Origin of the sequence: [Actinomadura] parvosata subsp. kistnae, assembly GCF_900323885.1 — a bacterium.
Taxonomy (GTDB): domain Bacteria; phylum Actinomycetota; class Actinomycetes; order Streptosporangiales; family Streptosporangiaceae; genus Nonomuraea; species Nonomuraea composti.
Map to the genome: position 1 here is coordinate 1,526,060 of NZ_OOHJ01000018.1, position 23,294 is coordinate 1,549,353.

Here is a 23,294-nt window from a genome sequence, read left to right on the forward strand (position 1 = left end):
GATGCGCACCCTACGGGGTGGTGGTTCTCCTGTGAACCAGGTCATAGAGCTCCCGCCGGGGCACGCCCGCGCCCTTGGCGACCTCGGCCACGGCCAGGCTGCGCCGCTCCCCCGCCGCCACCCTGCGGTCGACCTCGGCCGCCAGCGCGTCGAGGTCGGGCTCGTCGTCGCCCGGCGCGTGACCGGCGACGACGATCGTGATCTCGCCCTTGACGCCGCCCGCCGCCCACTCGGCCAGCTCGCCCAGCCCGCCCCTGCGGACCTCCTCGTAGGTCTTGGTCAGCTCCCTGCACACCGCCGCCCGCCGCCCGGCCCCGAACGCCTCGGCCATCGCCCGCAGCGACTCCTCCAGGCGGTGCGGCGACTCGAAGAAGACCATCGTGCGCTCCTCGGCGGCCAGCGCGCCCAGGCGGCGGGCCCGCTCGTCGCCCTTGCGCGGCGGGAAGCCCTCGAAGCAGAACCGGTCGCTGGCCAGCCCCGACACCGCCAGCGCGGTGGTGACGGCGCTCGGCCCCGGCAGCGCGGTGACGGTGATGCCCGCCTCCACCGCGAGCTGCGTCAGCCGGTAGCCCGGGTCCGACACGCCCGGCATGCCCGCGTCGGTGATCACCACGACCGTGCGGCCCTGCTTCAGCGTCTCCACGAGCTCCTGGGCCCGGCCCGCCTCGTTCTGGTCGTAGTAGGACACCACGCGGCCGGTGAGCTCCACGCCGAGGTCGGCGGCGAGCCTGCGCAGCCGCCTCGTGTCCTCGGCGGCCACCACGTCCGCGCCCGCCAGCAGCTCGCGCAGCCGCGGCGAGACGTCTCCCACCTGGCCAATGGGGGCCCCTGCCAGCACCAACCTGCCGTTCCCTGTCACCCGACCATTGTGGCAGGGCGGCCCGATTAGACCGTGTTTCCTTGGTAAACACCGCTCTGGGGCCCGTACGATGTCCGAATGGCGGTGACCGATTCCCCGTACCAGGCCTACGAGAGCTCGGAGGCCGGCGCGAGCCACCCCGAGACCCGGTCCGTACGCGATCGGGTCGTGCCTCCCCTGCGCGGAAGCGTGTTGTGGGGATGGGTGGGGCCGCTGCTCGTCACCCTGTTCGGCGGGGTGATCCGGTTCATGCAGCTCGGTCATCCCAGGGCCGTGGTGTTCGACGAGACGTACTACATGAAGGACGCGTTCTCGCTCATCACCCACGGCGTCGAGAAGGTCACGATCAAGGACGCCGACAAGGCGATCCTCGCCGGCAACACCGACATCTGGCAGTCGTGCACCCCCGCCGACCTCGACAAGTGCGCCTCCTACGTGGTGCACCCGCCCATGGGCAAGTGGATGATCGGCGTCGGCGAGTGGCTGTTCGGGCTCAACCCGTTCGGCTGGCGCTTCGCCGCCGCGCTGATCGGCACGCTGTCCATCCTCGTGCTGGCCAGGGTCGCCCGCCGGATGACCCGCTCCACGCTGCTCGGCTGCTTCGCCGGCCTGCTGCTGGCGCTCGACGGCCTGCACTACGTGCTGTCCCGCACGGCGCTGCTGGACATCTTCCTCATGTTCTGGGTGCTCGCCGCGTTCGCCTGCCTGGTGGTCGACCGCGACCGGGCGCGCGAGAAGCTGGTCACCTGGTACGAGAGCTCGCCCCTGTCGCAGCAGGGCCCGTCGCTGGGCATCAGGTGGTGGCGCATCGGCGCCGGGGTGTGCCTGGCCTTCGCGATGTCGGTCAAGTGGTCGGGCCTGGCGTTCGCGGTCGCCTTCGCGATCATGTCGCTGATGTGGGACTTCGGCGCCCGCCGCGCCGTGGGGCTGCGCCGGCCCTACCTGGGGGCGTTCAACAAGGACGTGCCGCAGGGCGTCCTCGCGTTCGGCGTGGTGCCGTTCGTGGCGTACATGGCCACCTGGACGGGCTGGTTCGTCAACGCGAGCGGCTACGGCCGCAACTGGGACCGGGCCACCGAGCCGGGCAACCCGCTGTTCTTCCTCTTCGACTCGATGCGGTCGTGGGTGGCCTACCAATGGCAGGTCTTCACCTTCCACAGCGGTCTGGAGACCTCGCACCCGTACATGTCGGAGCCGTGGTCGTGGCCGCTGCTGCTGCGCCCCGTCGCCTTCTTCTACGAGGGCAAGCAGAACACGTGCGGCGTCAAGGACTGCTCGCAGGCGGTGCTCGGCGTGGGCACGCCGGTGATCTGGTTCGGGGCGCTGGCGGCGCTGGTGGCGCTGATCGCGTGGTACTTCTCCGCGCGCGACTGGCGGGCCGGGGCCGTGCTGCTGGCCTACGCCATGGGCTGGCTGCCGTGGTTCTACTTCGCCATCGCCGACAACCGCACGATGTTCCTGTTCTACGCCATTCCGATGGTGCCGTTCATGGTGCTGGCCATCACGTTGTGCGCCGGGCTGCTGATCGGGCCGTCGACGCCGACGGCCTCGGGCTCGATGCCGATGCGGCGCACGCTCGGTGCCGCCGTCGTCGGCGCGTTCGCCCTGCTCGCGCTCATCAACTTCTGGTGGCTGCACCCCATTCTCTCCGCCGAGCTGATTCCGTACGTGGACTGGAAGGCGCGCATGTTGTTTGAGAAACGGTGGATATGATCACGTTACAGTCGGCTCAATAGGGGTTTCTTAGGTAGTCGCTGTGCAAGACCCAATACGCACCGGATTCGGTCATCGTCAGGCCCGGGGTCGATACGGCAAACTTCGAGGCATGAGTGCACCGGATGTCACCGCCCTTCTCGCCGAGTTGGAGCGATCTCACCCGGATCTGGCCGAGGAGGCCAGGACCGCCGTCGAATGGTTGACGGGTGGGGAGCCGCTGGAGACGGTGACCCAGCTCGACGTCTGCGAGTTCCTCTGGTACACGTTGCCGCTCAAGGTCGCGCCGCCCAACGCCGGGACGATGAAGGGCAGCGGCGACATGGAGCGCCTGGCGCGCTCCCTGGGGCGGCTGCTCCAGCTCGGCGGCATGGACCGGTATGCCGCCATGTGCGTGTCACCGACGACCCTGCAAATCCTGCGCACCTACGCCCGCGAGGGCGAGGACGCCGGCACCACGGCCTACCAGCAGGCGCTGGAGGCCACGGGCGTGCTCCCGCCCGACGTGCCCGAGCTGCAGTGGAGCATGATCATGGGGCCTGAGGAGCTGGGCGCGCACATCGCCTGCTCCGCCGCGCTGGAGCTGGCCATCGTGGCCGGCGAGAGCGTGGACCGCACGGCCCTGACCCGCCGCTGGCTCACCGAGCCGCGCGCCGACCTGGGCGGCGACAGCTGGCTCAACCGCGTGCACGGCGAGCGGCTCAACCGCTGGGTGCTGGGGCGCGGCCCGGCCAGGCGGGAGCTGGCGCAGCCGTTCGAGGTGCGCCTGCACGCCCCCGTGGCGCCGCAGCCGCTGCCGGCGCTGCACCGGCTGCTGTCGGTGGCCGCGTCCGGTGAGACGCTGCCGCTGCGGCTGGCGCCCTCGCCCGCGGCGGCGCGGCTGCGCGACCTGGCCGAGCGGGAGCTGGGCGCGATCCGCCGCGACGGCGCCAAGCTGACCATCACCGACTACGGCATGCGGCTGCTGAAGTCGAAGTCGGCCATGTGGTCGGCGGTGACCCGGCTGCTGCTGGCCAGGGGCGAGCACGAGTTCGAGGTGTCGGCCAGGGAGGCGGCGCTGATGCTGCTCGCCGACGGCACGCTGATGTCGCCCGCCAAGCTGCGCGAGCGGGTGGCCGAGGTGGTGGGCGGCGAGGGCTGGCACCCGGCGACGAGCCTGGAGGACGTCACGGGGCCGGTGACCGACCTCGTGGCCCAGCTCACGGCGCTGGGGCTGGCCTTCAGCGACGAGCTGGCCGTGCGGATGGACCGGCCGGGGCAGCTCGCGGCCCTGGCGGCGCTGCGGGCCCACGCGCTGCGGCCCCGCAAGTACGTCAGCTCGGCGTGACGCCCGGCGGCGGGTGCCCCGTCAGCCCTGGGGCACCCGGCGTACGGCCTGCTTGAACTCGGGGCATTCCACCAGCGGGTCGTGTGTGCACACCACGGCGTGGCGCAGGCTGTCGCGCAGCCGGGTGAGCTGGTCGACCCGCTGCGACACCTCGCGCTCCTTGGCCGCCATGCGGGCGCGCAGCCGCTCGTCGGACGGCCGCGCCGCCAGGAACTCGGCGATCTCGGAGAGCGTGAACCCGGCGTCGCGGGCGCAGGAGATGAGCGCCAACCGCTCCAGGGTCTCCGGCCGGTACGCGCGGCGCAGCCCGTTGCGCCCCTCGGCCCGGATGAGCCCCTTGCGCTCGTAGAACCGCAGCGCGGACGCGGCCAGCCCGCTCCGCCTGGCCACCTCGCCGATGTCGATCAACGTGTCGTCCACGACCTGGCTCCTTGACTTGAACCGCGCTTCAAGTCGCAGTCTAGCCCCATGCGAATTCATCACCTCAACCTCGCCTCGATGCGCGAGATCGACTCCCCCGACGGCCTGGCCTCCGCGCGCGCCGTCTGCCACGCGCTGCTCGTCGAGACCCCCGCCTCCGGGCTGGTGCTGGTGGAGTCGGGCCTCGGTCTGGCCGACGTGGCCGACCCCGCCCTGCACCTCGAACGCGAGTGGACGGAGCTGGTCGAGCCGGTGCTCTCGCCCGCCGAGACGGCCGTGCGCCAGGTGGCGGCGCTCGGCCACGACCCCGCCGACGTGCGGCACATCGTCCTGACCCATCTCGACGTGGACCACAGCGGCGGCCTGCCCGACTTCCCGCACGCCCGGGTGCACGTCATGGAGGCCGAGCTGAAGGCGGCGCTGGCGGAGGGGCCGAGCCGCCGCTACCGCCCCTCGCACTGGGCGCACGCGCCCCGCTGGGTGACCTACCCGGGGACGGGCACCCGCTGGCTGGGCGTGGACGGCGTGCGCCCGCTGGCCGGCCTGCCGGAGGGCGACTTCCTGTACGTGCCGCTCGACGGGCACACCGACGGGCACGCCGGGGTGGCGGTCAGGGACGGCGACCGGTGGCTGCTGCACGCCGGCGACGCGTACTTCTACCACGGCGAGCTGGCCCGCGAGCCGCACCCCCACCCGATCATGGACCTCGTGCAGCTCCAGGCCCAGGTGGATCCGGCGCGGCGGCTGTCGAGCCAGGAGCGGCTGCGCGCGCTCGTGCACGACCACGGCGTCGGGGTGTTCTCGGCGCACGACCCCTGGGAGCTGACCGAATACTCCCAGTAGTTACGATTGTGGGGAAATGCTCTACGTCGGAGGGGGCCGAAATGGAGCTGTTCCCGGCCATGCCGCTCGCAGAGTGGACAGAGGCCAAGGAGACCTTTCACCGGTTCGCCCAGATCGTGGGGAAGATCCGGCTCGCGTCGAGCAACCGGCGCAACCACTGGTGGCAGGTGCCCTTCCACCCGACCGGGCGCGGGCTCACCACGCGGCCCATGGGCGGGCTGGGCGAGCAGCCGCTGTTCTGCATCGACTTCGACCTCATCCGCCACCGGCTGGTCGTGGACGTCTTCGACGGGCGCAGCGCCGAGTTCAGCCTCATCGGCAGGTCGGTGGCCTCGTTCCACGACCGGCTCTTCGAGACGCTGGCCGGGCTGGGCATCCGGCCGGAGATCCGGGCCGTGCCGTTCGACATGAGCGACGACACGCCGTTCGCCGAGGACACCCTGCACGCGCGCTACGACCCGATGCTGATCAACCGGTACTGGCGGATCCTGTCGCAGGTGGTGCAGCTCCTCGACCGGTTCGCCGCCGACTTCGCCGGCAAGACGAGCCCCGTCCACCACTTCTGGCACACCTTCGACATCGCCGTCACCCGGTTCACCGGGCGGGTGGTGAAGATCTCGCCCGAGGCCGACCCGGTCACCCGGGAGGCCTATAGCTGGGAGGTCATCAGCTCGGGGTTCTGGTTCGGGGACAAGGAACGGCCCTGGCCGGCGTTCTACTCCTACACCGCGCCGGAGCCCGAGGGGCTGGAACGGGAGCCGCTGCGCCCGCTCCAGGCCGAGTGGATCCCCGCCAGGGGCAGCCATCTGGCCGTGCTGCGCTACGACGACGTACGGACGATGGAGGACCCCGTAGGAACCGTGCTGGAGTTCCTGGACAGCGCCTACCAGGCGGGGGCCCGGCTGACCGGGCTCGACACCGAGGCGCTCGCCTCCCCCGGAGGCGTCACCGACCCCGTGCTGAAGGCCGAACTGAAGGCCAGGGTCTGAGCGGGCAGGGTTTGAGCGCGGACACACGTGAGCGCCCGCCCTCCGAGGAGGGCGGGCGCCCGACGAGTGCGTACCGGTGTGCGTGTCGCCTCTCGGCGAAAGGCACAACGCGGCTCCAGCCGAACGGTAGTCCGCGAAGGCAATAGGTGAGGCCCGGGGACACTGGGCACACCGGCCACGAAATATGTAACCACACCCCGGCGGGATCCATTCCCCCGCCACGTCGATTATTTTCCGCCGGCCCGGCTCGTCTCCTTGCCGCCCGCCCTGTCTCCCGCCCTGTCTCCCGCCCTGTCTCCCGCCCTGTCTCCGTCGCCCGCCCGTTCGGTCCACCCCGGGTCGTGCTCGGCGGCCAGCTGCTCGAAGGAGGAGCCGTCGAGGAGCCGGTCCAGCATCCCGACGGCCGTCCCGCACTCCAGCGGCGGGTGCTCCTCCGGGCAGCGCAGCCCGTGCCGCAGCACCTCCTGCGCCACCCTCGCCCGCACGACCACCTTCTCCAGCTCGGCGATCTGCTCCTCCACCGCCGCCCGCCACTGCTCGCCCGGCGCGTCCAGCATCGCCCCCGCCGTGTCCAGGGGCACGCCGAGCCGGTGCATCGTGCGCAGGAACACCAGCCGCCGCAGCTCCTGCCTGCTGTAGACGCGCCGCCCCTGGCTGCGGCCGGCCGGGGCGACCAGGCCGCGCTCCTCGTAGTACCGCAGCGCCGAGGCGTTCATGCCGAGCAGCCGCGCCGCCTCGCCGATCGCGATCGTCTCCGTTGCCACAATTGCCCACCGTAGGCTGTTCCGCATGCTCTTGTGGATCAACGGCACGTTCGGGGTGGGCAAGACGCAGACGGCGTACGAGCTGCACCGCCGGCTGGCCGGCAGCGTGGTGTGCGACCCGGAGTACGTCGGCATGGGGCTGCACAAGATGACCCCGCGCGCCCTGCGCTCGGACTTCCAGCGGCACCCGGCCTGGCGGCAGGGCGTGTACGAGGTGCTCGACCTCGTGCTGGGCAAGCACCCCGGCGTCGTCGTCGCGCCGATGACGCTGGTCGAGCCCGCCTACTACGACGAGATCATCGGCCGGCTGCGCGAGGCCGGCCACGACGTGCGGCACTTCGCGCTCGTCGCCGACCGGGAGACCGTGCTGGCCCGGCTGCGGGAGCGCTCCCTGAGCCGCAGCCTCAAGCGCGAGGCGTTCGCGGTGTCGCGGCTGGACGAGTGCCTGGAGCGGCTGCGGCGGCCGGAGTTCGCCGAGCAGGTCGAGACCGACCGGCTGTCCGTGCCGCAGGTCGCCGACCGGATCGCCGCCTCCGCCGGCCTCCGCCTGGCGCCCAACGGCGACTCCCCGCTACGGGGGCGGCTGCGCCGGATCGGCGTCACCCTCCGGCACATCCGGCTCTAGCCGGCCCGGCTGCGGCGGCCCGGTGTCACGCGCCTCCAGCGGGTCCGGGCGCGGCGGTCCGGGGTCACGCGCCTCCAGCCGGTCCGGCTGCGGCGGTCCGGTGTCACGCCCCTCCAGCCGGGCCGCTCTGGCGTGCAGGTAGCGCTGCTGGGGCAGGCTCATGGCGCGGGCCGCCGCCTCCTCGTACGCCGCGCGGGCCCCCTCGTGGTCGCCGGACCGCTCCAGGAGGTGGGCGCGGACCGCGTACAGCCGGTGGTCGCCGGACAGCCGGTCGTCGCCCGCCAGGCGGTCGAGCCGGTCGAGGCCCGCCTTCGGGCCCCGCGACATGGCGACGGCGACGGCGTGGTTGAGCGCGATCATCGGGTTGCCCGAGCCGCGCATCAGCAGCTCGTACAGGGCCGTGATCTGCGCCCAGTCGGTCTCCTCCGCGCTCGGCGCCTCGTCGTGCAGGGCGGCGATGGCGGCCTGGAGCTGGTACGGGCCCGGCGTGCCCCGCGAGAGCGCAGCCGTGACCAGCTCGACGCCCTCGGCGATGAACGCGGCGTTCCACAGCGTGCGGTCCTGCTCGGCCATGGGGATCAGCGCGCCGTCGCGGCCGGTGCGGGCGGGGCGGCGCGCGTCGGTGAGCAGCATGAGGGCCAGCAGCCCGGCCGCCTCGGCGTCCTCGGGCAGCAGCCGGTGCACCAGGCGGGCCAGCCTGATCGCCTCGGCCGTCAGCTCGGCACGGTGCAGGTCGGGCCCTGACGTGCTGGCGTACCCCTCGTTGAAGATCAGGTAGAGCACGTGCAGCACCGCGCCGAGCCGGTCGGCGCGCTCGGCGGGCCCCGGCAGGCGGAACGGCACGCCGCTGTCCTTGACCTTCTGCTTGGCGCGCGTGATGCGGCGGGTCATCGTCGCCTCGGGCACCATGAAGGCGCGGGCGATCTGCGCCGTGGTCAGGCCGCCGACGGCGCGCAGCATGAGTGCCACCTGCGACGGCGGCGACAGCGACGGGTGGCAGCACAGGAACAGCAGCACGAGCGTGTCGTCCGAGGCCGGCGGCCGGTCGGCGGGCGGTGACAGCCGGTCCTCGGGGAGGGCGCGGGCGGCCACGGCGTCCTCGCGGCGGCGGCGCGCCTGCTCGGCCCTGAGCAGGTCCGTCAGGCGGCGCGCGGCCACCGTGACCAGCCAGGCGCGCGGGTCGTCCGGCCGGCCGTCGCGCGGCCACTGCGTCGCCGCCGCGAGCAGCGCCTCCTGGACGGCGTCCTCGGCGAGGTCGAAATGGCCGTAACGCCGCACGACCGCGCCGAGGACCTGCGGCGCCAGGTCGCGCAGCAGGTCCTCGGAAGTGTCCATGCCGCTCAGCCCTCCACGCCCTCGGAGTCACGCACGTCGCTCAGAACCCCAGGTCGTCGGCCGACTCCATGATCGGCCGGATGTCGGCGTACATGGTGGCGGTGGCGCCCTCGGGGGCCGGGCACTGACCGAGGCGGCCGGCGATCTCCACCGCCCTGTCGAAGCTCTCGCACTCGACGACCCAGTAGCCGGCCAGCACCTCCTGGGTCTCGGCGTACGGGCCGTCGGTCACGTACGGGACCCCGTCGCGCAGGCCGACCCGGCGCGTGTGCACCGGCGCCGCCAGGCCCCGCGTCTCGACCAGCTCGCCGGACTCCTCCAGTTCCTTGTTGACCGTGGCCATGAACGTCGTCATCGCCTCCAGGTCCGCCGCCGACCAGGTGCCGCCCTTGCCGGACATCTCATCGTATTCCCGCTGGGAGGCGTACGAAAGGATCATGTACTTCATCACTGCCGTCCTCTCTCTCGTGAGCTCTCACCAGGGACGTCGGAGCCGCCGCCCCGCACCGGACATGGCACCATCGGAGGCGTGCCATACGCGACGACCCCCTCGGGCGTGAAGCTGTCCTACCAGGTCAAAGGCCACGGGGCAGCCCTCGTGCTGCTCCAGGGCCAGGCCAACGACCACCGCTGGTGGGACTCCGTACGCGACGACTTCGCCTCGTACCGGACCATCACCCTCGACTACCGGGGCACCGGCGACAGCGACAAGCCCGACGAGCCGTACACGACGCGCGGGTTCGCCGCTGACGTGCTGGCCGTGCTCGACGAGGTGGGCGTGCGGCGGGCCCACGTCTACGGCACGTCCATGGGCGGCCGGGTCGCCCAGTGGCTGGCGGCCGACCACCCCGAGCGGGTCGGGGCGCTCGTGCTCGGCTGCAGCTCGCCCGGCGGCGCGCACGGGGTGGAGCGGAGCAACGACGTGCGCAAGGCGCTGGCCCAGCCCGACCGGGCCGCCGCCGAGCGGGCGCTGCTGGAGCTCATGTACACGCCCGCCTGGCTGGCCACCCACCCCGGCCCTTACCGCACGACCGGCGACCCCGGCATGCCCGCCCACGCCCGCCGCCGCCACCTGGCCGCCAGCGCCGGGCACGACGCCTGGGACGCGCTGCCCGCCATCACGGCCCCCACGCTCGTCGTGCACGGCACCGACGACGTGTTCAACCCGGCCGCCAACGCGCCGCTGCTGGCCGACCGCATCCCCGGGGCCGAGCTGCGGATGATCGAGGGGGCGCGGCACGCGTACTTCGAGGAGTTCAGGCAGGTGGCGAGCCCCATCGTGCTGGAGTTCCTGGGCCGCCACTGACGTCTATGCCCACAGCGCCGCCAGCGCGCGCAGGTCGGGGGCCGACACGTGCGGGGCGCTCATCGTCTCCGGGTACGGCACGCCGCGCCGGTCCACCCACGCCCCCGACAGCCCCGCCCGCTGGGCACCGTCCACGTCCCACGGGTGCACCGCCACCAGCGCCGCCTCGGCGGGCAGCACCCCGGCCCACCCCACCGCGTACGCGTAGGCCGCCCTGGCGGGCTTCCACGCGCGCGGGCCGCTCACGTCGAGCGTGGCCTCCACCAGGTCCAGGAGGCCCTCGCGGCGCAGGATGCCCTCGGTCGTGGCGGCGGAGCCGTTCGTCATCGTGAACAGCCTGATGCCGGCCTCCCGCAGCCTGCGCATGCCGTCCGGCACGTCCGGATGCACCCGCAGCCCCGCGAGACCGCCCAGCACGTGATCGACCGCCTTGTCCGGCAGGCGCAGGCCCTTGAGCACGTCGGCGCCGATCCGGCCGAACTCGGCGAACCCGCCCGCCACCGTGAGCGCGAAACCGTCACGCAGCACGCTCGCGAACCACGCCGGCAACTGCTCCCCCGACAACCCCACGTCCTCGAACCTCGCCCGCAACGGCTCCATGTCCGTCAGCGTCTCGTTCACATCGAAGATCACAACCTGCGGTCTGGCGTGCATCGGCCTCTCCCGGGCGGGTCCATGGTCGCGTCCATGCTAAATTGACGCCCATGTCCAGCCCCGAGGCATCCAGACGCTAGCCACCGGTCGTCCGGTGGCTGATTCGCGCTGCCTCCCCGCCCCTCTGCGGCGGGTGTTCACCATGGGCGCTCTCGCCATCCGGATCACCGCGTCACGGGTCCTTTCAGCCTGAGCCAGGCTGATCCATCACGAGCGGGGCCGATCTCCGGGTCCCGCCTTCCTGTGAGAGCTCCTCTGATGCCTTTCGCTGTGTACCTGCTCGGACTGGCGGTCTTCGCCCAGGGCACGTCCGAGTTCATGCTGTCCGGGCTCGTGCCCGGCATCGCCGCCGACCTCGGCGTGTCCATCCCCGCCGCCGGGCTGCTCACCTCCGCGTTCGCCGCCGGCATGGTCGTCGGCGCGCCGCTGATGGCCGCGCTCAGCCTGCGGCTGTCCCGGCGGGCCGCGCTGCTCGCCTTCCTGATCGTCTTCCTCGCCGTCCACGTGCTCGGCGCGGTCACCACCAGCTACGAGGTGCTGGTCGCGACGCGCGTCGTGGCGGCGCTGGCCAACGCCGGGTTCCTCGCCGTCGCCCTGGCCACCGCCGTCGCCCTCGCCCCCTCCGACGCCAAGGGGCGCGCCACGTCCGTCCTGCTGGGCGGGGTCACCCTCGCCTGCGTCGCCGGAGTGCCCGGAGGGGCGCTGCTGGGCGAGGTGTGGGGGTGGCGGTCGGCGTTCTGGGCGGTGGCCCTGGCGCTGGTGCCGGCCATCGTCGCCGTCCTGAAGTCCGTGCCCGGCGGTGCTCCCGGAGCTTCTTCGGACGGGACCTCCGCTGTGGAAACCGGAGCCTCTTCGGGCGGGGCCTCGCGTCCGCGGGGCGGGAGCGTCCGGGGTGAGCTGCGGGTGCTGCGCCGGCCCCGGCTGCTGGTGCTCCTGCTGCTCGGCGCCCTGGTCAACGGCGCCACCTTCTGCACCTTCACCTACCTCGCCCCGTGCTCACCGGCGCGAGCGGGATCGGCTCCTCCTGGATGCCGGCGATGCTCGCGCTGTTCGGGGCCGGCTCGTTCGCCGGGGTGACGATCAGCGGGCGGATCGCCGACCGCAGGCCCGTGCCGCTGCTGGTGGTCGGCGGGCTCGCGCTGGCGGCGGGCTGGGCCGCGTTCGCCCTGGCGGCCGGCGCCGCCGTGCCGGCGATCGTGCTGGTCCTCGTCCAGGGGACGCTGTCGTTCGCCGTCGGCTCCACGCTGATCACGCAGGTCCTGTACGCGGCCACCGGCGCACCCACCATGGGCGGCGCCTTCGCCACGGCGGCGTTCAACGTGGGCGCCACGCTCGGCCCCGGGCTCGGCGGCCTGGCCATCGGGGCCGGGCTCGGGCTCCGCTCGCCGCTGTGGGTGAGCGCCGCGATGGTGGGGCTCGCGCTGGCCGTCGCGGGCATCGCCGGGTTGCGCGTCCGGCTGAATCGGATGGAGGTGGAGGTTCCGCGATGACACGCTGAGGGGTATGGATGCTGCCGCACATTTCCGTCAGGAAGCCCGCGCCTTCCACGCCGCCGCCCGCCGGGCCGCCAAGGCGGGCGACGCGCCCCCCGTGCCGTCCTGCCCCGAGTGGACGATGACCGACCTCGTGTTCCACCTGGCCGGGGTGCACCGGTTCGTGATCGCCATCATCAGGGACCGGCTCGACGGGCCGCCCGACCCCGCCGAGCTGGCCAAGGCCGAGCTGCCCGCCGACACGGAGGGCTGGCCCGTCCCCGGCCGCACCCCGACCCACGGGCCCATCCCCCCTACCTTGCTGGACGCCTTCCAGGAGGGCGCGGAGCGGCTGGAGACCCTGTTCAAGGAGCGGTCACCGGGCGATCCCGTGTGGACCTGGTCGGAGGATCACACGGTCGGGTTCTGGCTGCGGATGCAGACGATCGAGGCCGCCGTGCACCGCTGGGACGCCGAGAACGCCGTCGGCGACCCCGGCCCGATCCACGAGGAGATCGCGGTCGACGCCGTCACCCAGACGTTCGAGGTGATGGCGCCGGCCCGGCGGGCCTGGCAGTCGGCGCCGCCGGGTTCGGGCGAGCGGTTCCGGTTCGTCCGGACCGACGGGCCCGGCGAGTGGGTGGTGCGCTTCGACGGCGAGCACGTACGGCTCGGCGGCAGAGCGGCTCACGTCGAGCTGGCCGGCACGGCGTCAGACCTGATGCTGTTCCTGTGGCGGCGGATCCCGGCCGACGCGCTCGACGTCCAGGGGGACAAGACCGTGCTCGACCGCTACTTCGACCTGGTGCCGCCGATCTGACCCGGAGCGATTTGAGTTCGCCTATAGGCGAACTTCTAGCGTCGCTGCCATGACACCGAACGACCTCATCGGCCGCCTCCGTATCGCCGTCGTGATCGGCAGCGTGCGCAGGCCCCGGCTGGCCGACCCCCTCGCCGCGTGGCTGGAACGCGAGCTGGCCGCGATCGACTGGCTCGACCTCGACCTGATCGACCTCGCCACGGCGGCGCTGCCGATGCACGACCTGCTTCCCGGCGGTGGTGCGGCGTCCCCGATCTCCGGCAGGCTCGCGGACGCCGACGGGTTCGTGCTCCTCGTGCCGGAGTACAACCACAGCTTCCCCGCGCCTCTGAAGAACGCGATCGACTGGCACTTCACCGAGTGGGCGTACAAGCCGGTCGGGTTCGTCGGATACGGCGCCTCCGGCGGCATCAGGGCCGTGGAGCAGTTGCGGACGGTCTTCCCCGAGCTGCGGGCGACCACCGTCCGCGAGTCGGTGCTGATCCCGATGGCGTGGGAGCACCTGGACGCGGCGGGCGCGTTCGTCCCGCCGCCGGGCACGGCGCAGGCGCTGCACGCGATGATGAGCGAGCTGCGCACATGGGCGGGCGCCCTGCGCCCGCTCCGGCGCACGGACCCGGCCGGCCGACGGAGCACGGACGCGGCCGGTCAGCCGCTCGCGGACCCGGCCGGTCAGCCGCTCGCGAACCCGGCTGGGCGGCCGTGAGCAGGCTGACGCGGCCGGAGTTGCGGGCCGCGGTCGTGCTGGCGTCCGGCGGGCTGATGGCGGTGCTGGACGCCACGATCGTCGCGGTGGCGCTGCCGGGGCTGATGGCGGCGTTCGGCACGGCGCTGACCTCCGTGCAGTGGATCATCACCGCGTACACCCTGGCGATGGTGGCGACGATGCCGCTCGCCGCCGGCCTGGCGGCGCGGTGGGGCGCCCGGCGCGTGTACGTGGTGGCGCTGGCCGGTTTCGCGGTCGCCTCGGCGGTCGCCGGCGCGGCGGGCGGCCTGGGCTGGCTGATCGCGGCGCGGGCGGCGCAGGGCCTCAGCGGCGGGTTGATGGCGCCGCTGGGCATGGCGATCGGGTTCGGCGCGGTCGCGCCCGAGCGGCGCGGCCGGATGATGGCGATCACGGGCCTGCCGATGCTGGTCGGGCCGATCCTCGGCCCGGTGCTCGGCGCGGCCCTGCTGGGCGCCGGGTCGTGGCGGGCGCTGTTCCTCGTCACGGTGCCGCTGGCGCTGCTGGGGATCGCGGGCACGCTGGCGTGGCTGCCGCCCGACCCGGCGCGCGACCGGGCGGCCCGGCTCGACCTGGCCGGCGCGGTGCTGCTGGTCCCGGGCGTCGTCGGGGTGGCGTTCGGCATCAGCGCCCAGGACGGCCCCGCCTGGGTGCGCCTCGCCACCGCGATCCTGGGTGTGGCGCTGGTCGCGGCGTTCTCGGTGCGGGCGCTGACCCATCCGGAGCCGCTGCTGCGGGTCGGCCTCCTGCGCAACCCGACGTTCGGGGCGGGCGCCGCGGTCCTGGCCCTGTACGCGGCCCCGTACTTCGGCTCGGCGCTGCTGATGCCCGCGTACGTGCAGGTGCTCCGCGGCGACGGCGCGTCGGTCACGGCGGCGCTGATGGTTCCTGGCGCGGTCGGCATGGGCGTCAGCCTGCAGATCGCCGCCCGGCTCCTGGAACGGCTCGGCCCCCGGCGGGTCGTCGGCACCGGGCTCGGCCTGGCCATCGCCGCCGGCCTCCTGAGCGTGCTCGTCCTGCGCCCGGACACCCCTTATCCGGTGCTCGGCGTGCTCGGATTCCTCCAGGGGGCGGGCACCGGGGCGATCATGATGCCGACGATGTCGAGCTCCAGCCGCGATCTGAACGGCCCCGACCTGGCTTCGGGCTCCGCGCTGCTGTCCCTGGTGAACACGGTCGCCAACGGCCTGGGCACCGTGGCGGTCAGCGCGTTGTTCACGGTGCTCACGGCCGCGGTGACCGGCGGCGCGTCGCTCATCGACCTGTCGGGCCCGGGCGGATCCGCCCAGGTGGCCGCCGCCGTGGACGCGCTGCGGTGGACCCAGGCGGCGGCCGTCGTCGTGATGTCGCTCGCCCTGCTGGTGCGGCTGCGCTTCCCGAGGCCCGCCTCGGCCATACTGGACGGGCGAGAGGCGGCGGCGAAGGTCGGAGGTGTGCCATGACGGTCACCGGCCACCACGGCCCGGAGGCGGGCTCGGCCTCGCTCACGGTCGGGCAGGTGGCCGTTGCCGCCGGAGTGACGGCCAACGCGGTCCGCTTCTACGAGCGTTACGGCGTGATCACCGCCCACCGCAACAGCGGCAACGCCCGCCGCTTCACCGTCGACGCGATCTGCCGCATCCGGCTGGCCCTGGCCGCCCAGCGCGTGGGCCTCACCCTCAAGGAGAGCGCCGACATCCTCGCCGGCATCCCGCCGCTCTCCCGCGACCTCGCCCAGTGGCTGGCCGCCGGCGAAGAGCTCGTCCGGGCCGGGCGCGCCCGCGTCGACCAGCTCCAGGCCACCGTGAACGAGCTGGCCACCATGGACTTCCTCCAGGACACCCGGCCGCACCGCTGATCGCCCCGGGCACCGACCGCCTCCCGTGAGGGAGGCCCCTTCCGCATTCGCACAGCCTTACAGCAGGCAGGAACACACAGCATGCACACCCTTCACGGCAAGACCGCCCTCGTCACCGGTGCGAGCAGGGGAATCGGCCGGGCGATCGCCCGCCGCCTGGCCGGTGACGGCGCCCGCGTCGCCGTCCACTACGGCGGCAACGAGCGGGCCGCCGCCGAAACCGTCGCCGCCATCGAGGCGGCCGGCGGGCAGGCGTTCGCCCTGCGAGCCGAGCTGGGCACGCCCGGCGACGCCGAACGCCTGTGGGCCGCCTTCGACGCCCGCGCCGACGGGCTCGACATCCTGGTCAACAACGCCGGCATCCTCAACGACGAGCCCGGCATCGAGCACGTCACCCGGGGGCAGTTCGAGCGGATCTTCGCGGTCAACGCCACCGCCCCGTTCTTCATCACCCAGCACGCGCTGCCCCGGCTGCGCGACGGCGGCCGGATCGTCAACATCTCCACAATGCTGACCCGCGGCTCGGCCATGCCGCAGTCCATCAGCTACGCGATGTCCAAGGGCGCGCTCGACGTGCTCACCTCGACGCTCGCCAAGCAACTCGGCCCGCGCGCGATCACCGTCAACACCGTCGCGCCCGGCGTCATCGACACCGACATGCACGAGGGCAGGCTCGTCGGCGACGCGCTGGCCTGGGTGTCGTCGCTGTCACCGATGGGCCGCGTCGGCACCCCTGAGGACGTGGCCGGCGCGGTGGCGTTCCTGGCCGGCGACGACAGCCGCTGGGTGACCGGCCACTGGCTCGACGCCTCAGGAGGCACCCTCCTCTGAGGGCGCCTCATCGCAGCAACGGCAGCCGCCCGGTGAGCCGATCGACGATCGCGCGGGGCCCGAAGAGGCTGACCGCGTAGTACGGGGGCTCCTCGGTGCGGGCCAGCTCGGCCAGGTAGTCGTCGTACACGTTGGTGCGCTGGGCGATCGCCGCCATGTCGGCCACCACCAGCTCCGGCTCGGCGGCGGCGTCCTTCCTGACGCGCTCCACGATCGCGGCCGGCGCGCCGAGCACGGTGCAGCCCGTCCACGGCAGCCCGGCGTGCGGCAGGCCGGAGGCGTCCACGCCGCCCGACCCGACGATGGCCGGGACGCTGACCCCGACGGAGGCGGCCAGGCAGGCGGCGGCGTTGGCCTGCAGCCCGCGCGGCAGGTCGCGGTCGATCACGATCACCCATTTGACCGCGAGCTCCTTGGTGGGCAGGTCGGTACGCCGGTCGAGCTCGTCCAGCACGGTCATCCACGGATCCCTTCTCCGAAGTTCTCCCAGAAGAGTCACACCGTGGCCGCTCGTCCGCCAAACAAAAGCACGTCTTTCCGAAGATAATTCGGAAAGACGTGCCAGGATGCGTACGTGGACGAACTTGATGCGGCGATACTCGCCGAGCTGCAGCGCGACGGCCGCCAGACCAACCGCGAGCTGGCCGAGCACCTTGGCATCGCGCCCTCGACCTGCCTGGAGCGGGTGCGCTCGCTGCGCGCGTCCGGCGTCATCGAGGGCTTCCACGCCGAGGTCAACCTCGACGCGATCGGCCGCCCCGTGCAGGCGCTGATCAACGTACGCCTGCATCCGAAGATCAGGGAGGCGGTGGAGGGGTTCCGTGACTACGTGGCCGCGTTGCCGGAGACGCTGGCCGTGTTCGTCGTGTCGGGCGGGGACGACTTCATCATCCAGGTCGGGGTGCGCGACGCCGGGCATCTGCGCGACTTCGTGCTCGACCACGTCTCCCGGCATCGCAACATCGCCGACGTCCGCACGTCCCTGGTCTATGACCACATCCGCAAGACGTCGGTGGAGGTGCTGCCACCCGAGCGCCCCTCGCGGCCCCGCACCGGCCGCAAACGCTGATCATCATGAACACTTGCCGACCGCAACACTAAATAGGTGGTGGCCGAATGGCTCGCCCGGTTACGGTTACGGCAGGTCAGCGCGCGGACAAGGGGTGGCGATGCCGCTGGCGGCGCCTCGCCGCACCCTGTCCGTCTGCCGGCCTCGTGGGCCCGCGGCTCACCGTACGGAGTCGTCCGACGGCGAGGCGATGGTCACCAGGGGCACCGTCCAAAACCCCCAGATGATCGCGAGCCGCGGGCTCACCCCTTCCTGGGCGGGGAGAAGCCCTCGATGGCCTGGCTCAGCAGGTCCCTGAACGTCGGGCTGCCGGTGTGCCCCGAGTCCTCCACCACGTACAACCTGGCGTCCGGCCAGACCTTGGTCAGCTCCCACGCCGTCTGCAGCGGGCCGCCCATGTCCATGCGGCCGTGGATCAGCGCGCCGGGGATGCCGGCCAGGCGGTGCGCGTTCCGCAGCAGGACGCCCTCCTCCAGCCAGGCGCCGTTGGCGAAGTAGTGGGCGCAGATGCGGGTCAGGGCCATGACGGCGTCGGCCGGGCGGTCGCTGTAGGCGTTCGGCTTGCCGTTGGCCTCCTGGGAGATCACCGCGTCCTCCCAGGTGACCCAGTCTTGGGCGGCCTTCTCCCGTACCTTCTGGTCGGGGTCGGCCAGCAGCCGCGAGTACGCCGCCAGCACCCCGAACACGTCCCCGTCGCGATCGGCCTCCGGTACCCCTTGCAGGAACCGCTCCTGCGCCTCCGGGAAGAACCTGCCGACGCCCCGGTAGAGCCATTCGATCTCCGAACGGCGGGTCATCGTGACGGCCGGGATGACGATCTCCGACACCCGCTCCGGGTGCGTCTCGGCGTAGGCCAGGATCAGCGTCGAGCCCCACGAACCCCCGTACATCAGCCACTTGTCGATGCCCAGGTGCTCGCGCAGCAGCTCCATGTCGGCGATCAGGTGGTGGGTGGTGTTGTTGGTCAAGTCGGTGGCCGGGTCGCTGGCGTGCGGGCGGCTGCGACCGCAGTTGCGCTGGTCGAACAGGACGATGCGGAACCGTTCCGGATCAAAGGTGCGGCGCATGTTGACCGAGCAACCCGAGCCGGGCCCGCCGTGCACGACCACGGCGGGCTTGCCGTCCGGGTTGCCGCAGACCTCCCAGTACACGAGGTTGCCGTCACCGACGTCGAGCATGCCGTGCTCGTAAGGTTCGATCGCGGGGTACAAAGCGGACTCCTCTCAGCGATATAACAGCGCTTCAATATAGCTGGAGATCACCCCGCCGACTTGAGTTCCTCAAGATACTCACGCAGCGGCTTCAGCCCCGCTCCGGCCCGCCGCTCATCCACCCTCGCCTCGTCCTCGATCGGAGTGCGCGGCCGCCACCGCCCCTGCGGATCGGTCTCCCACTGCGTCCCGTACACCTGCGGCCGCTTCTCCGCCACCCGCACCCGATCCACCAGAAACGCCAGGTCGGACGGGTCGGCATCGCCCTTCTCCACCGCCGCGCGCATCAGCTCCAGCCCGCGCTTCTGCAACTCCAGATCACGATCGGCATGCTGCACCAGCGCCCACGCCGCCCGCGCCCCGTCCTCACCGACCAGCGCGAACCCCGGCCACCCGTACCGGTCGAGGATCTGCCGCATGCGCTCGGTGTTCGCCTTCTCCACCCGATCCCAGTCCTCCTGGGACGCCTCCAGGGTCCTGATCTCCTGATCCTGCTTGAGCCGGTCGAGCAGCTCGGCCCGCAACGCCGGATTCTCCGGCGCCGCCTCACCACAGGCGGCGACCAAGGCCAGGGCGGTGAGCAGGGAGATGAGGAACGCGCGCATGCACCGCCTCCTTCCACCGGAGGTCCCGCGGCGACCGGCATGCCGCCGCGGGACGATCGCTTGGTCAGGCCACCTTGGAGGGCGGGGCCGTCCACGAGTTGCAGGAGCCCGGGTCGCCGGTCGAGAAGCCACGCTTGAGCCAGAAACGCTGGTTGGCCGTCTTGCCGTCCCAGCGCTCGTCGCCCGGCTCGTCGCCCTCGACCAGGGCCACCAGCTCGTTCCAGTCCTTCGACGTGCGGCCTTCCATCGGCCAGACGCTCTTGATGAAGGCGCCGCCGAAACACGTCGACTGGAGGTTGTAACGGCGGTTCTGCTCGAGCAATTCTGCTCTCTTGCCATACGGAATCGCCTGATATGCGGCGTCTATGCCGACCACATTCTGAATGTGGTAGGCGTAGGTCGATGCGGCCACGTAGAAGAGCCAAAGGTCGGACGGGTCAGAGGTCCAGCTCTTACCGGTCTTGACGGCCAAGGTGCGGGTGTCGGTGCAGTACCACGCTTGAGAATCGTCCTTGTTCGTCTCCATGTCGCACCACTTCTTCGGAAACTTCGTGACATGCTGCACCTTCACGTCCGTGTACTTCAGACCGGCGTCAGTGAGGTGCTTCTTCCACGTCGTCTCCAGGCACTCGACGACCGCGTCGAAGTAGGCGCGCGCCTGCTTGACGTTGCCGCTCGCGACCTCAGGCTCCGCACACGTGGACGTGGGGAGGGCGCCCGCCTTGTAGAGCGGGTTCGCGATGAGTTTGGGATGTTTCACGGGGTATGTCGCCGCTGCGGCATTCGTCGTGCCGACTAATGGCGCGACCAGGGCACACGCCAGGACGGCTGTCTTCAATGATTTCACGAAGCGTGACAATAGAGGCCAGGCGTAAAGAGGGCTAGATCCAACTATGAAGTAATTGAACCACCACTAAGGGTACTGATCGCAGCGATAACCGGATCATCACCCTCAGGGAGCACCATGTACCGGCATGCCGTTGCCGCCGTCACTGCCACCTCCGCCGCCGCCCTGCTCGCGACCGCCGCACCGGCGCTCGCGGACGACACCAAGAACGAGACCGCCGCCGCCCAGTGCAGCAACCAGGACGTGTTCAGCATCAACGTGTCGCCGCCCGCGCCGCTCGCCGGAAGCGTCACCGCCGACGACATCAGAGGGCTGATGGACACGATCATCGCCGGCAGCCGGCTCCAGGGGTTCTTCTCCGCCGGGGCCGGGGCGCCTGCCGTTCCGGCGGTGCCCTACGTTCCGTACGGCCTTCCGTACGGCGTCCCCGCCGCCCCGTACGGCCTGCCCGCTGCTCCTTACGGCCTTCCGGCTGCTCCCGGAGCCGCGCCCCATGCTTCTTCTGTGGCGCCCCAGGGCACGCCGGCGGGCCAGCCTCTTGACGCGGGGCCGGCCCAGCCGGGCACCGATCCGAACCAGCCCGGCGTCGGTGGCGTCACCCCGAACCAGCCAGGGGTCGGGGGCACGAACCCCAACCAGCCGGGGGTGAGCGGCGCGAACCCCAACCAGCCAGGGGTGAGCGGCGCGAACCCCAACCAGCCAGGGATCGGGGGTGTGAGCCCGAACCAGCCAGGGATCGGGGGCGCGAACCCCAACCAGCCGGGGGTCGGCGGTGCGAACCCGCCAGGAACCGGCGGTGTGAGCCCCAACCAGCCCGGAACCGGCGGCGCCAATCCGAACCCGACCCAGCCAGGGATCGGCGGCCCCAGCCCCAGCCTGCCGCCCCTGCCCAGCCCGAGCGGGTCGTCAGGCCCCAACCCCAGCCAGTTGCCGCCGCGCCCATCGGCTGCCCCCAGTTCCTCGGCGTCCACCGCGCCCGGCGTCGCCCCTTCGCCGCTGAACGCGGACGGGACGCCGGTCTCGCCCGTCCAGGCCATGTTCGAGGACCTCATCGGACGGGTGCTGGTGTGCTCCCACGCCACGTCCGCCCCGGGCACGGAGGTGCCGCCCGCACCGGCCATCGACACCGCCGAGATCGCCCGTTACCTCGAATCGCTCATGAACAGCTTCTCGTCCGCCTGCACCTCCACCGGCACCGCCTCCACCGGTACGTCCGGCGACGACTCCGTGGACGGGGCTTCGGAGAATGCGTCCGGCGCGAGCGCTGGCGCGTCCCAGAGCTCGGCGTCGCTGCTGGACGTCATCGGCGTGAACCAGCTCCTGGGCACGATCACCGGCTACTCATCCGCCTGCGGCACCCCGCAGGCCGCAGGCGGCACCTCCACGTCGCTCCTGGACTCGATCGGCGTGACGAACCTGTTCAAGGCCCTGACCGGCTGAGCCTCACCAGCGGCCCAGCCCCTGACCCCGCAAGGCGCTCACCGGCACGCCGCCTTGCAACTGGCCGGGGAGAGTGACGGAGGCCGGCGCACAGCGGCGGTAAGCGCGAAGAGCGGCGGACGCTCGCGGTGTGCGGTGGAGAGTCTTGGCGCAGGTGCTGGCGGCGAGGCGCTGCACGGCACCATCGGGCAGCTTCGTCGGTGGCGGCTGCATGGCACCATCGAGCAACTTTTGTCGGTGGCGGCTGACACGCTGGCCCGGTCATCGCATACGTCGCAGCTGCCGTGCCGCCGCAGTCGTCGCGCCTGTCGCGGTCGTCGCAGCCGTCCGTGCCGAAGGGGTCGCCGCTGTGAGCACGTCCGTACGGGCCGATGTCCACGTGAGTTACCACCAGCTCCTCGTTTACGAGCAGGGCGACGCGACCGCGCCCTCCGACGTGCCCAACGGGCTCGCCGCGTCGGTGCCCGGCGCCGCCGTCATCCTGACCGGCATCCACACCGGCGTCGTGGACGTCACCGTACGGATCACCGACGCCCCGCCCACCGGCTCCGGCGAGGGGTGGGAGGAGGTGGAGGACGTCGAGCTGATCAGCTTCACGGGCGAGATGCGCCTCGCCGGCCTGGGCATGGGCCTGGCCGACGAGCTGCCCGTCCTCACGGCGCACGGCCCCGGCCGGTACGGGATGCGGGTGCACGCCCGTGGCAGGGGCATCGACCGTGACGGCGTGGCGAAGGTGCCGTTCGAGTTCTACCAGGTGACCGTGTGGCCGATCGAAGTCGGGCCGCAGGCGCGTGCCCGGCTCGGGGTCGGCGTCGCGGAGGAGCTGGGCCTGCCCGACAAGTCCCGCGCGATCCGCGAGTGGGCCAGGCAGCACGCCCAACCACAGCACGAGCCCGGCCGCCTCGTGAGAACAGAACAGCAGCACAAGCCCGACCGTCCCGCCAGGACGGAGCCGCCGCAGCACGAGCCCGACCGCCCGGCCGAAACGGAGCCACAATGCGAGCCCGGCCTCCCCGCGAGAGCGGAGCAGCAGCACGAGCCCGGCCTCCCTGCGAGAGCGGAGTCGTCGCATGAGGTTGGTCGGCTCGTCAGGGTGGAGCCACAGCATGAGCCCGGTCGGCTTGTGCGGGTGGAGCAGCGTCTGACGGTGCCTCCGCCGCTGCGTGCCGTCGCCATGGCCGACGAGCACCGCTTACGCGTGGTCAATCCCTACCAGGACACCGCGCCGGCGCCGGAGCTGCCTGCCGGACTGGTCGCCGCCGCCCCCGACTCGCTGGTCATTCGTACGCTGAAACGCAGGGGCAGGGTCGGCGTGCACGTCAACTGGCAGCCGGCGGCCCCTCGCATGCAGGCGCAGGGCTGGGAGGAGAGCGAGGAGATCGAGTTCGTCACGACGACGGGCGTCATGCACCTCACGACCCTCATCACCGACGACGACCAGCGGCCGAACCTGACCTATCAGGGCGCTGGCCGTTACGGTCTGGGCGTCTACGGGCGTGCCCGTGACCGGGAGCGGCTGTCGAACCGGCCTGGCGAGTCCTACCTGCTGGTGGTGTGGCCGATCGAGCTGGGTGCGCGAGGCGGCGGATAACCCGGCGTGCTC

At 72.2% G+C, this 23,294-nt stretch carries 24 protein-coding genes and 1 pseudogene; 15 read left to right on the top strand and 10 right to left on the bottom strand.

The genetic code is table 11. From position 1 onward, the window contains the following. Positions 1-10: 10 nt before the first annotated feature. Complete coding sequence (gene rsmI / locus KIS93_RS27050; protein ID WP_186404459.1) at positions 11-859, bottom strand: 16S rRNA (cytidine(1402)-2'-O)-methyltransferase; 849 nt, start codon at positions 857-859, stop codon at positions 11-13. 78 nt (positions 860-937) lie between these two features. On the opposite strand from rsmI, the gene KIS93_RS27055 reads away from it, so the two are divergent. Both KIS93_RS27055 and KIS93_RS27060 read left to right on the top strand, forming a co-directional pair. Further along, positions 938-2,572 carry a dolichyl-phosphate-mannose--protein mannosyltransferase gene (locus tag KIS93_RS27055; RefSeq protein ID WP_080045046.1) on the top strand — a complete coding sequence of 545 codons (1,635 nt, stop codon included), beginning with the start codon at positions 938-940 and terminating at the stop codon, positions 2,570-2,572. Positions 2,573-2,684: 112 nt separating this feature from the next. Beyond that, complete coding sequence (locus KIS93_RS27060) at positions 2,685-3,899, top strand: hypothetical protein (protein ID WP_186404460.1); 1,215 nt, start codon at positions 2,685-2,687, stop codon at positions 3,897-3,899. Positions 3,900-3,920: 21 nt separating this feature from the next. On the opposite strand, the gene KIS93_RS27065 is transcribed toward KIS93_RS27060, so the two are convergent. Next, on the bottom strand, positions 3,921-4,319 hold the full coding sequence (locus KIS93_RS27065; protein WP_230465773.1) for a MerR family transcriptional regulator: 399 nt from the start codon (positions 4,317-4,319) through the stop codon (positions 3,921-3,923). 48 nt (positions 4,320-4,367) lie between these two features. Here KIS93_RS27065 and KIS93_RS27070 point away from each other — a divergent pair, with 48 nt between their 5' ends. Both KIS93_RS27070 and KIS93_RS27075 read left to right on the top strand, forming a co-directional pair. Next, entirely contained in the window at positions 4,368-5,162 is a 795-nt protein-coding gene (locus tag KIS93_RS27070) for an MBL fold metallo-hydrolase (protein WP_080045043.1), read from the top strand. A 41-nt stretch (positions 5,163-5,203) separates the two neighbouring features. Further along, complete coding sequence (locus KIS93_RS27075; protein WP_080045042.1) at positions 5,204-6,151, top strand: DUF5996 family protein; 948 nt, start codon at positions 5,204-5,206, stop codon at positions 6,149-6,151. 227 nt (positions 6,152-6,378) lie between these two features. On the opposite strand, the gene KIS93_RS27080 is transcribed toward KIS93_RS27075, so the two are convergent. After that, the gene (locus tag KIS93_RS27080) at positions 6,379-6,915 is read right to left on the bottom strand and encodes a MerR family transcriptional regulator (RefSeq protein ID WP_230465772.1); all 537 of its coding nucleotides are present in this window, start codon (positions 6,913-6,915) and stop codon (positions 6,379-6,381) included. Positions 6,916-6,940: 25 nt separating this feature from the next. On the opposite strand from KIS93_RS27080, the gene KIS93_RS27085 reads away from it, so the two are divergent. Next, entirely contained in the window at positions 6,941-7,540 is a 600-nt protein-coding gene (locus KIS93_RS27085; protein ID WP_080045040.1) for an AAA family ATPase, read from the top strand. Here the strand turns inward: KIS93_RS27085 and KIS93_RS27090 are convergent. Next, complete coding sequence (locus KIS93_RS27090; RefSeq protein ID WP_080045039.1) at positions 7,487-8,875, bottom strand: RNA polymerase sigma factor; 1,389 nt, start codon at positions 8,873-8,875, stop codon at positions 7,487-7,489. The genes KIS93_RS27085 and KIS93_RS27090 overlap by 54 nt on opposite strands. Positions 8,876-8,915: 40 nt before the next feature. Continuing rightward, the gene (locus KIS93_RS27095; protein ID WP_080045038.1) at positions 8,916-9,323 is read right to left on the bottom strand and encodes a YciI family protein; all 408 of its coding nucleotides are present in this window, start codon (positions 9,321-9,323) and stop codon (positions 8,916-8,918) included. Between the two features lie 81 nt (positions 9,324-9,404). Between KIS93_RS27095 and KIS93_RS27100 the strand changes: the two genes are divergently transcribed. After that, positions 9,405-10,181, top strand: a complete 777-nt coding sequence (locus KIS93_RS27100) for an alpha/beta fold hydrolase (RefSeq protein WP_080045037.1) — start codon at positions 9,405-9,407, stop codon at positions 10,179-10,181. 3 nt (positions 10,182-10,184) lie between these two features. Here the strand turns inward: KIS93_RS27100 and KIS93_RS27105 are convergent, their stop codons facing one another. Next, entirely contained in the window at positions 10,185-10,835 is a 651-nt protein-coding gene (locus KIS93_RS27105; RefSeq protein ID WP_080045036.1) for a haloacid dehalogenase type II, read from the bottom strand. A gap of 258 nt (positions 10,836-11,093) precedes the next feature. Between KIS93_RS27105 and KIS93_RS27110 the strand changes: the two are divergent. The 6 genes and pseudogenes from KIS93_RS27110 to KIS93_RS27135 all read left to right on the top strand — a co-directional run bounded on the left by KIS93_RS27110 (position 11,094) and on the right by KIS93_RS27135 (position 16,519). Further along, positions 11,094-12,325 (top strand): annotated as a pseudogene (locus tag KIS93_RS27110) (Cmx/CmrA family chloramphenicol efflux MFS transporter). A gap of 13 nt (positions 12,326-12,338) precedes the next feature. Continuing rightward, the gene (locus KIS93_RS27115; RefSeq protein WP_080045034.1) at positions 12,339-13,127 is read left to right on the top strand and encodes a maleylpyruvate isomerase family mycothiol-dependent enzyme; all 789 of its coding nucleotides are present in this window, start codon (positions 12,339-12,341) and stop codon (positions 13,125-13,127) included. A gap of 49 nt (positions 13,128-13,176) precedes the next feature. Continuing rightward, positions 13,177-13,833: an NADPH-dependent FMN reductase gene (locus KIS93_RS27120; RefSeq protein WP_080045033.1), complete on the top strand. Its 657-nt coding sequence runs from the start codon at positions 13,177-13,179 to the stop codon at positions 13,831-13,833. Then, entirely contained in the window at positions 13,830-15,293 is a 1,464-nt protein-coding gene (locus KIS93_RS27125) for a DHA2 family efflux MFS transporter permease subunit (RefSeq protein WP_080045032.1), read from the top strand. The genes KIS93_RS27120 and KIS93_RS27125 overlap by 4 nt, the downstream gene beginning before the upstream one ends. Further along, positions 15,290-15,688, top strand: coding sequence for a MerR family transcriptional regulator (locus tag KIS93_RS27130; RefSeq protein ID WP_080045031.1), 399 nt, complete (start codon positions 15,290-15,292; stop codon positions 15,686-15,688). The genes KIS93_RS27125 and KIS93_RS27130 overlap by 4 nt, the downstream gene beginning before the upstream one ends. An 81-nt stretch (positions 15,689-15,769) precedes the next feature. Then, positions 15,770-16,519: an SDR family oxidoreductase gene (locus KIS93_RS27135; protein WP_080045030.1), complete on the top strand. Its 750-nt coding sequence runs from the start codon at positions 15,770-15,772 to the stop codon at positions 16,517-16,519. Positions 16,520-16,526: 7 nt separating this feature from the next. On the opposite strand, the gene KIS93_RS27140 is transcribed toward KIS93_RS27135, so the two are convergent. Continuing rightward, on the bottom strand, positions 16,527-16,979 hold the full coding sequence (locus KIS93_RS27140) for a DUF2000 domain-containing protein (protein WP_080045029.1): 453 nt from the start codon (positions 16,977-16,979) through the stop codon (positions 16,527-16,529). 114 nt (positions 16,980-17,093) lie between these two features. On the opposite strand from KIS93_RS27140, the gene KIS93_RS27145 reads away from it, so the two are divergent. After that, positions 17,094-17,588 carry an Lrp/AsnC family transcriptional regulator gene (locus KIS93_RS27145; RefSeq protein ID WP_080045028.1) on the top strand — a complete coding sequence of 165 codons (495 nt, stop codon included), beginning with the start codon at positions 17,094-17,096 and terminating at the stop codon, positions 17,586-17,588. A gap of 242 nt (positions 17,589-17,830) precedes the next feature. Here the strand turns inward: KIS93_RS27145 and pip are convergent, their stop codons facing one another. The 3 genes from pip to KIS93_RS27160 all read right to left on the bottom strand — a co-directional run bounded on the left by pip (position 17,831) and on the right by KIS93_RS27160 (position 20,251). After that, complete coding sequence (gene pip / locus KIS93_RS27150; RefSeq protein ID WP_080045027.1) at positions 17,831-18,799, bottom strand: prolyl aminopeptidase; 969 nt, start codon at positions 18,797-18,799, stop codon at positions 17,831-17,833. A gap of 47 nt (positions 18,800-18,846) precedes the next feature. Continuing rightward, positions 18,847-19,404 (bottom strand): DUF6624 domain-containing protein, encoded by a 558-nt coding sequence (locus KIS93_RS27155; protein ID WP_080045026.1) that lies wholly within the window; start codon positions 19,402-19,404, stop codon positions 18,847-18,849. Positions 19,405-19,468: 64 nt separating this feature from the next. After that, positions 19,469-20,251, bottom strand: coding sequence for a neutral zinc metallopeptidase (locus KIS93_RS27160; protein WP_186404461.1), 783 nt, complete (start codon positions 20,249-20,251; stop codon positions 19,469-19,471). Positions 20,252-20,368: 117 nt separating this feature from the next. Here KIS93_RS27160 and KIS93_RS27165 point away from each other — a divergent pair, with 117 nt between their 5' ends. Both KIS93_RS27165 and KIS93_RS27170 read left to right on the top strand, forming a co-directional pair. Then, positions 20,369-21,691 (top strand): hypothetical protein, encoded by a 1,323-nt coding sequence (locus tag KIS93_RS27165; RefSeq protein WP_155129049.1) that lies wholly within the window; start codon positions 20,369-20,371, stop codon positions 21,689-21,691. Positions 21,692-22,040: 349 nt separating this feature from the next. Next, positions 22,041-23,282 (top strand): hypothetical protein, encoded by a 1,242-nt coding sequence (locus KIS93_RS27170; protein ID WP_155129046.1) that lies wholly within the window; start codon positions 22,041-22,043, stop codon positions 23,280-23,282. Positions 23,283-23,294: the final 12 nt, after the last annotated feature.

What these genes read in the sequence shown, in the direction of transcription:
- KIS93_RS27055 (WP_080045046.1), top strand. Translation starts at nt 938, where the DNA reads ATGGCGGTGACCGATTCCCCGTACCAGGCCTACGAGAGCTCGGAGGCC.
- KIS93_RS27060 (WP_186404460.1), top strand. Translation starts at nt 2,685, where the DNA reads ATGAGTGCACCGGATGTCACCGCCCTTCTCGCCGAGTTGGAGCGATCT.
- KIS93_RS27070 (WP_080045043.1), top strand. Translation starts at nt 4,368, where the DNA reads ATGCGAATTCATCACCTCAACCTCGCCTCGATGCGCGAGATCGACTCC.
- KIS93_RS27075 (WP_080045042.1), top strand. Translation starts at nt 5,204, where the DNA reads ATGGAGCTGTTCCCGGCCATGCCGCTCGCAGAGTGGACAGAGGCCAAG.
- KIS93_RS27085 (WP_080045040.1), top strand. Translation starts at nt 6,941, where the DNA reads ATGCTCTTGTGGATCAACGGCACGTTCGGGGTGGGCAAGACGCAGACG.
- KIS93_RS27090 (WP_080045039.1), bottom strand. Translation starts at nt 8,875, where the DNA reads ATGGACACTTCCGAGGACCTGCTGCGCGACCTGGCGCCGCAGGTCCTC.
- KIS93_RS27095 (WP_080045038.1), bottom strand. Translation starts at nt 9,323, where the DNA reads ATGAAGTACATGATCCTTTCGTACGCCTCCCAGCGGGAATACGATGAG.
- KIS93_RS27105 (WP_080045036.1), bottom strand. Translation starts at nt 10,835, where the DNA reads ATGCACGCCAGACCGCAGGTTGTGATCTTCGATGTGAACGAGACGCTG.
- KIS93_RS27115 (WP_080045034.1), top strand. Translation starts at nt 12,339, where the DNA reads ATGGATGCTGCCGCACATTTCCGTCAGGAAGCCCGCGCCTTCCACGCC.
- KIS93_RS27120 (WP_080045033.1), top strand. Translation starts at nt 13,177, where the DNA reads ATGACACCGAACGACCTCATCGGCCGCCTCCGTATCGCCGTCGTGATC.
- KIS93_RS27130 (WP_080045031.1), top strand. Translation starts at nt 15,290, where the DNA reads ATGACGGTCACCGGCCACCACGGCCCGGAGGCGGGCTCGGCCTCGCTC.
- KIS93_RS27135 (WP_080045030.1), top strand. Translation starts at nt 15,770, where the DNA reads ATGCACACCCTTCACGGCAAGACCGCCCTCGTCACCGGTGCGAGCAGG.
- KIS93_RS27140 (WP_080045029.1), bottom strand. Translation starts at nt 16,979, where the DNA reads ATGACCGTGCTGGACGAGCTCGACCGGCGTACCGACCTGCCCACCAAG.
- KIS93_RS27155 (WP_080045026.1), bottom strand. Translation starts at nt 19,404, where the DNA reads ATGCGCGCGTTCCTCATCTCCCTGCTCACCGCCCTGGCCTTGGTCGCC.
- KIS93_RS27165 (WP_155129049.1), top strand. Translation starts at nt 20,369, where the DNA reads ATGTACCGGCATGCCGTTGCCGCCGTCACTGCCACCTCCGCCGCCGCC.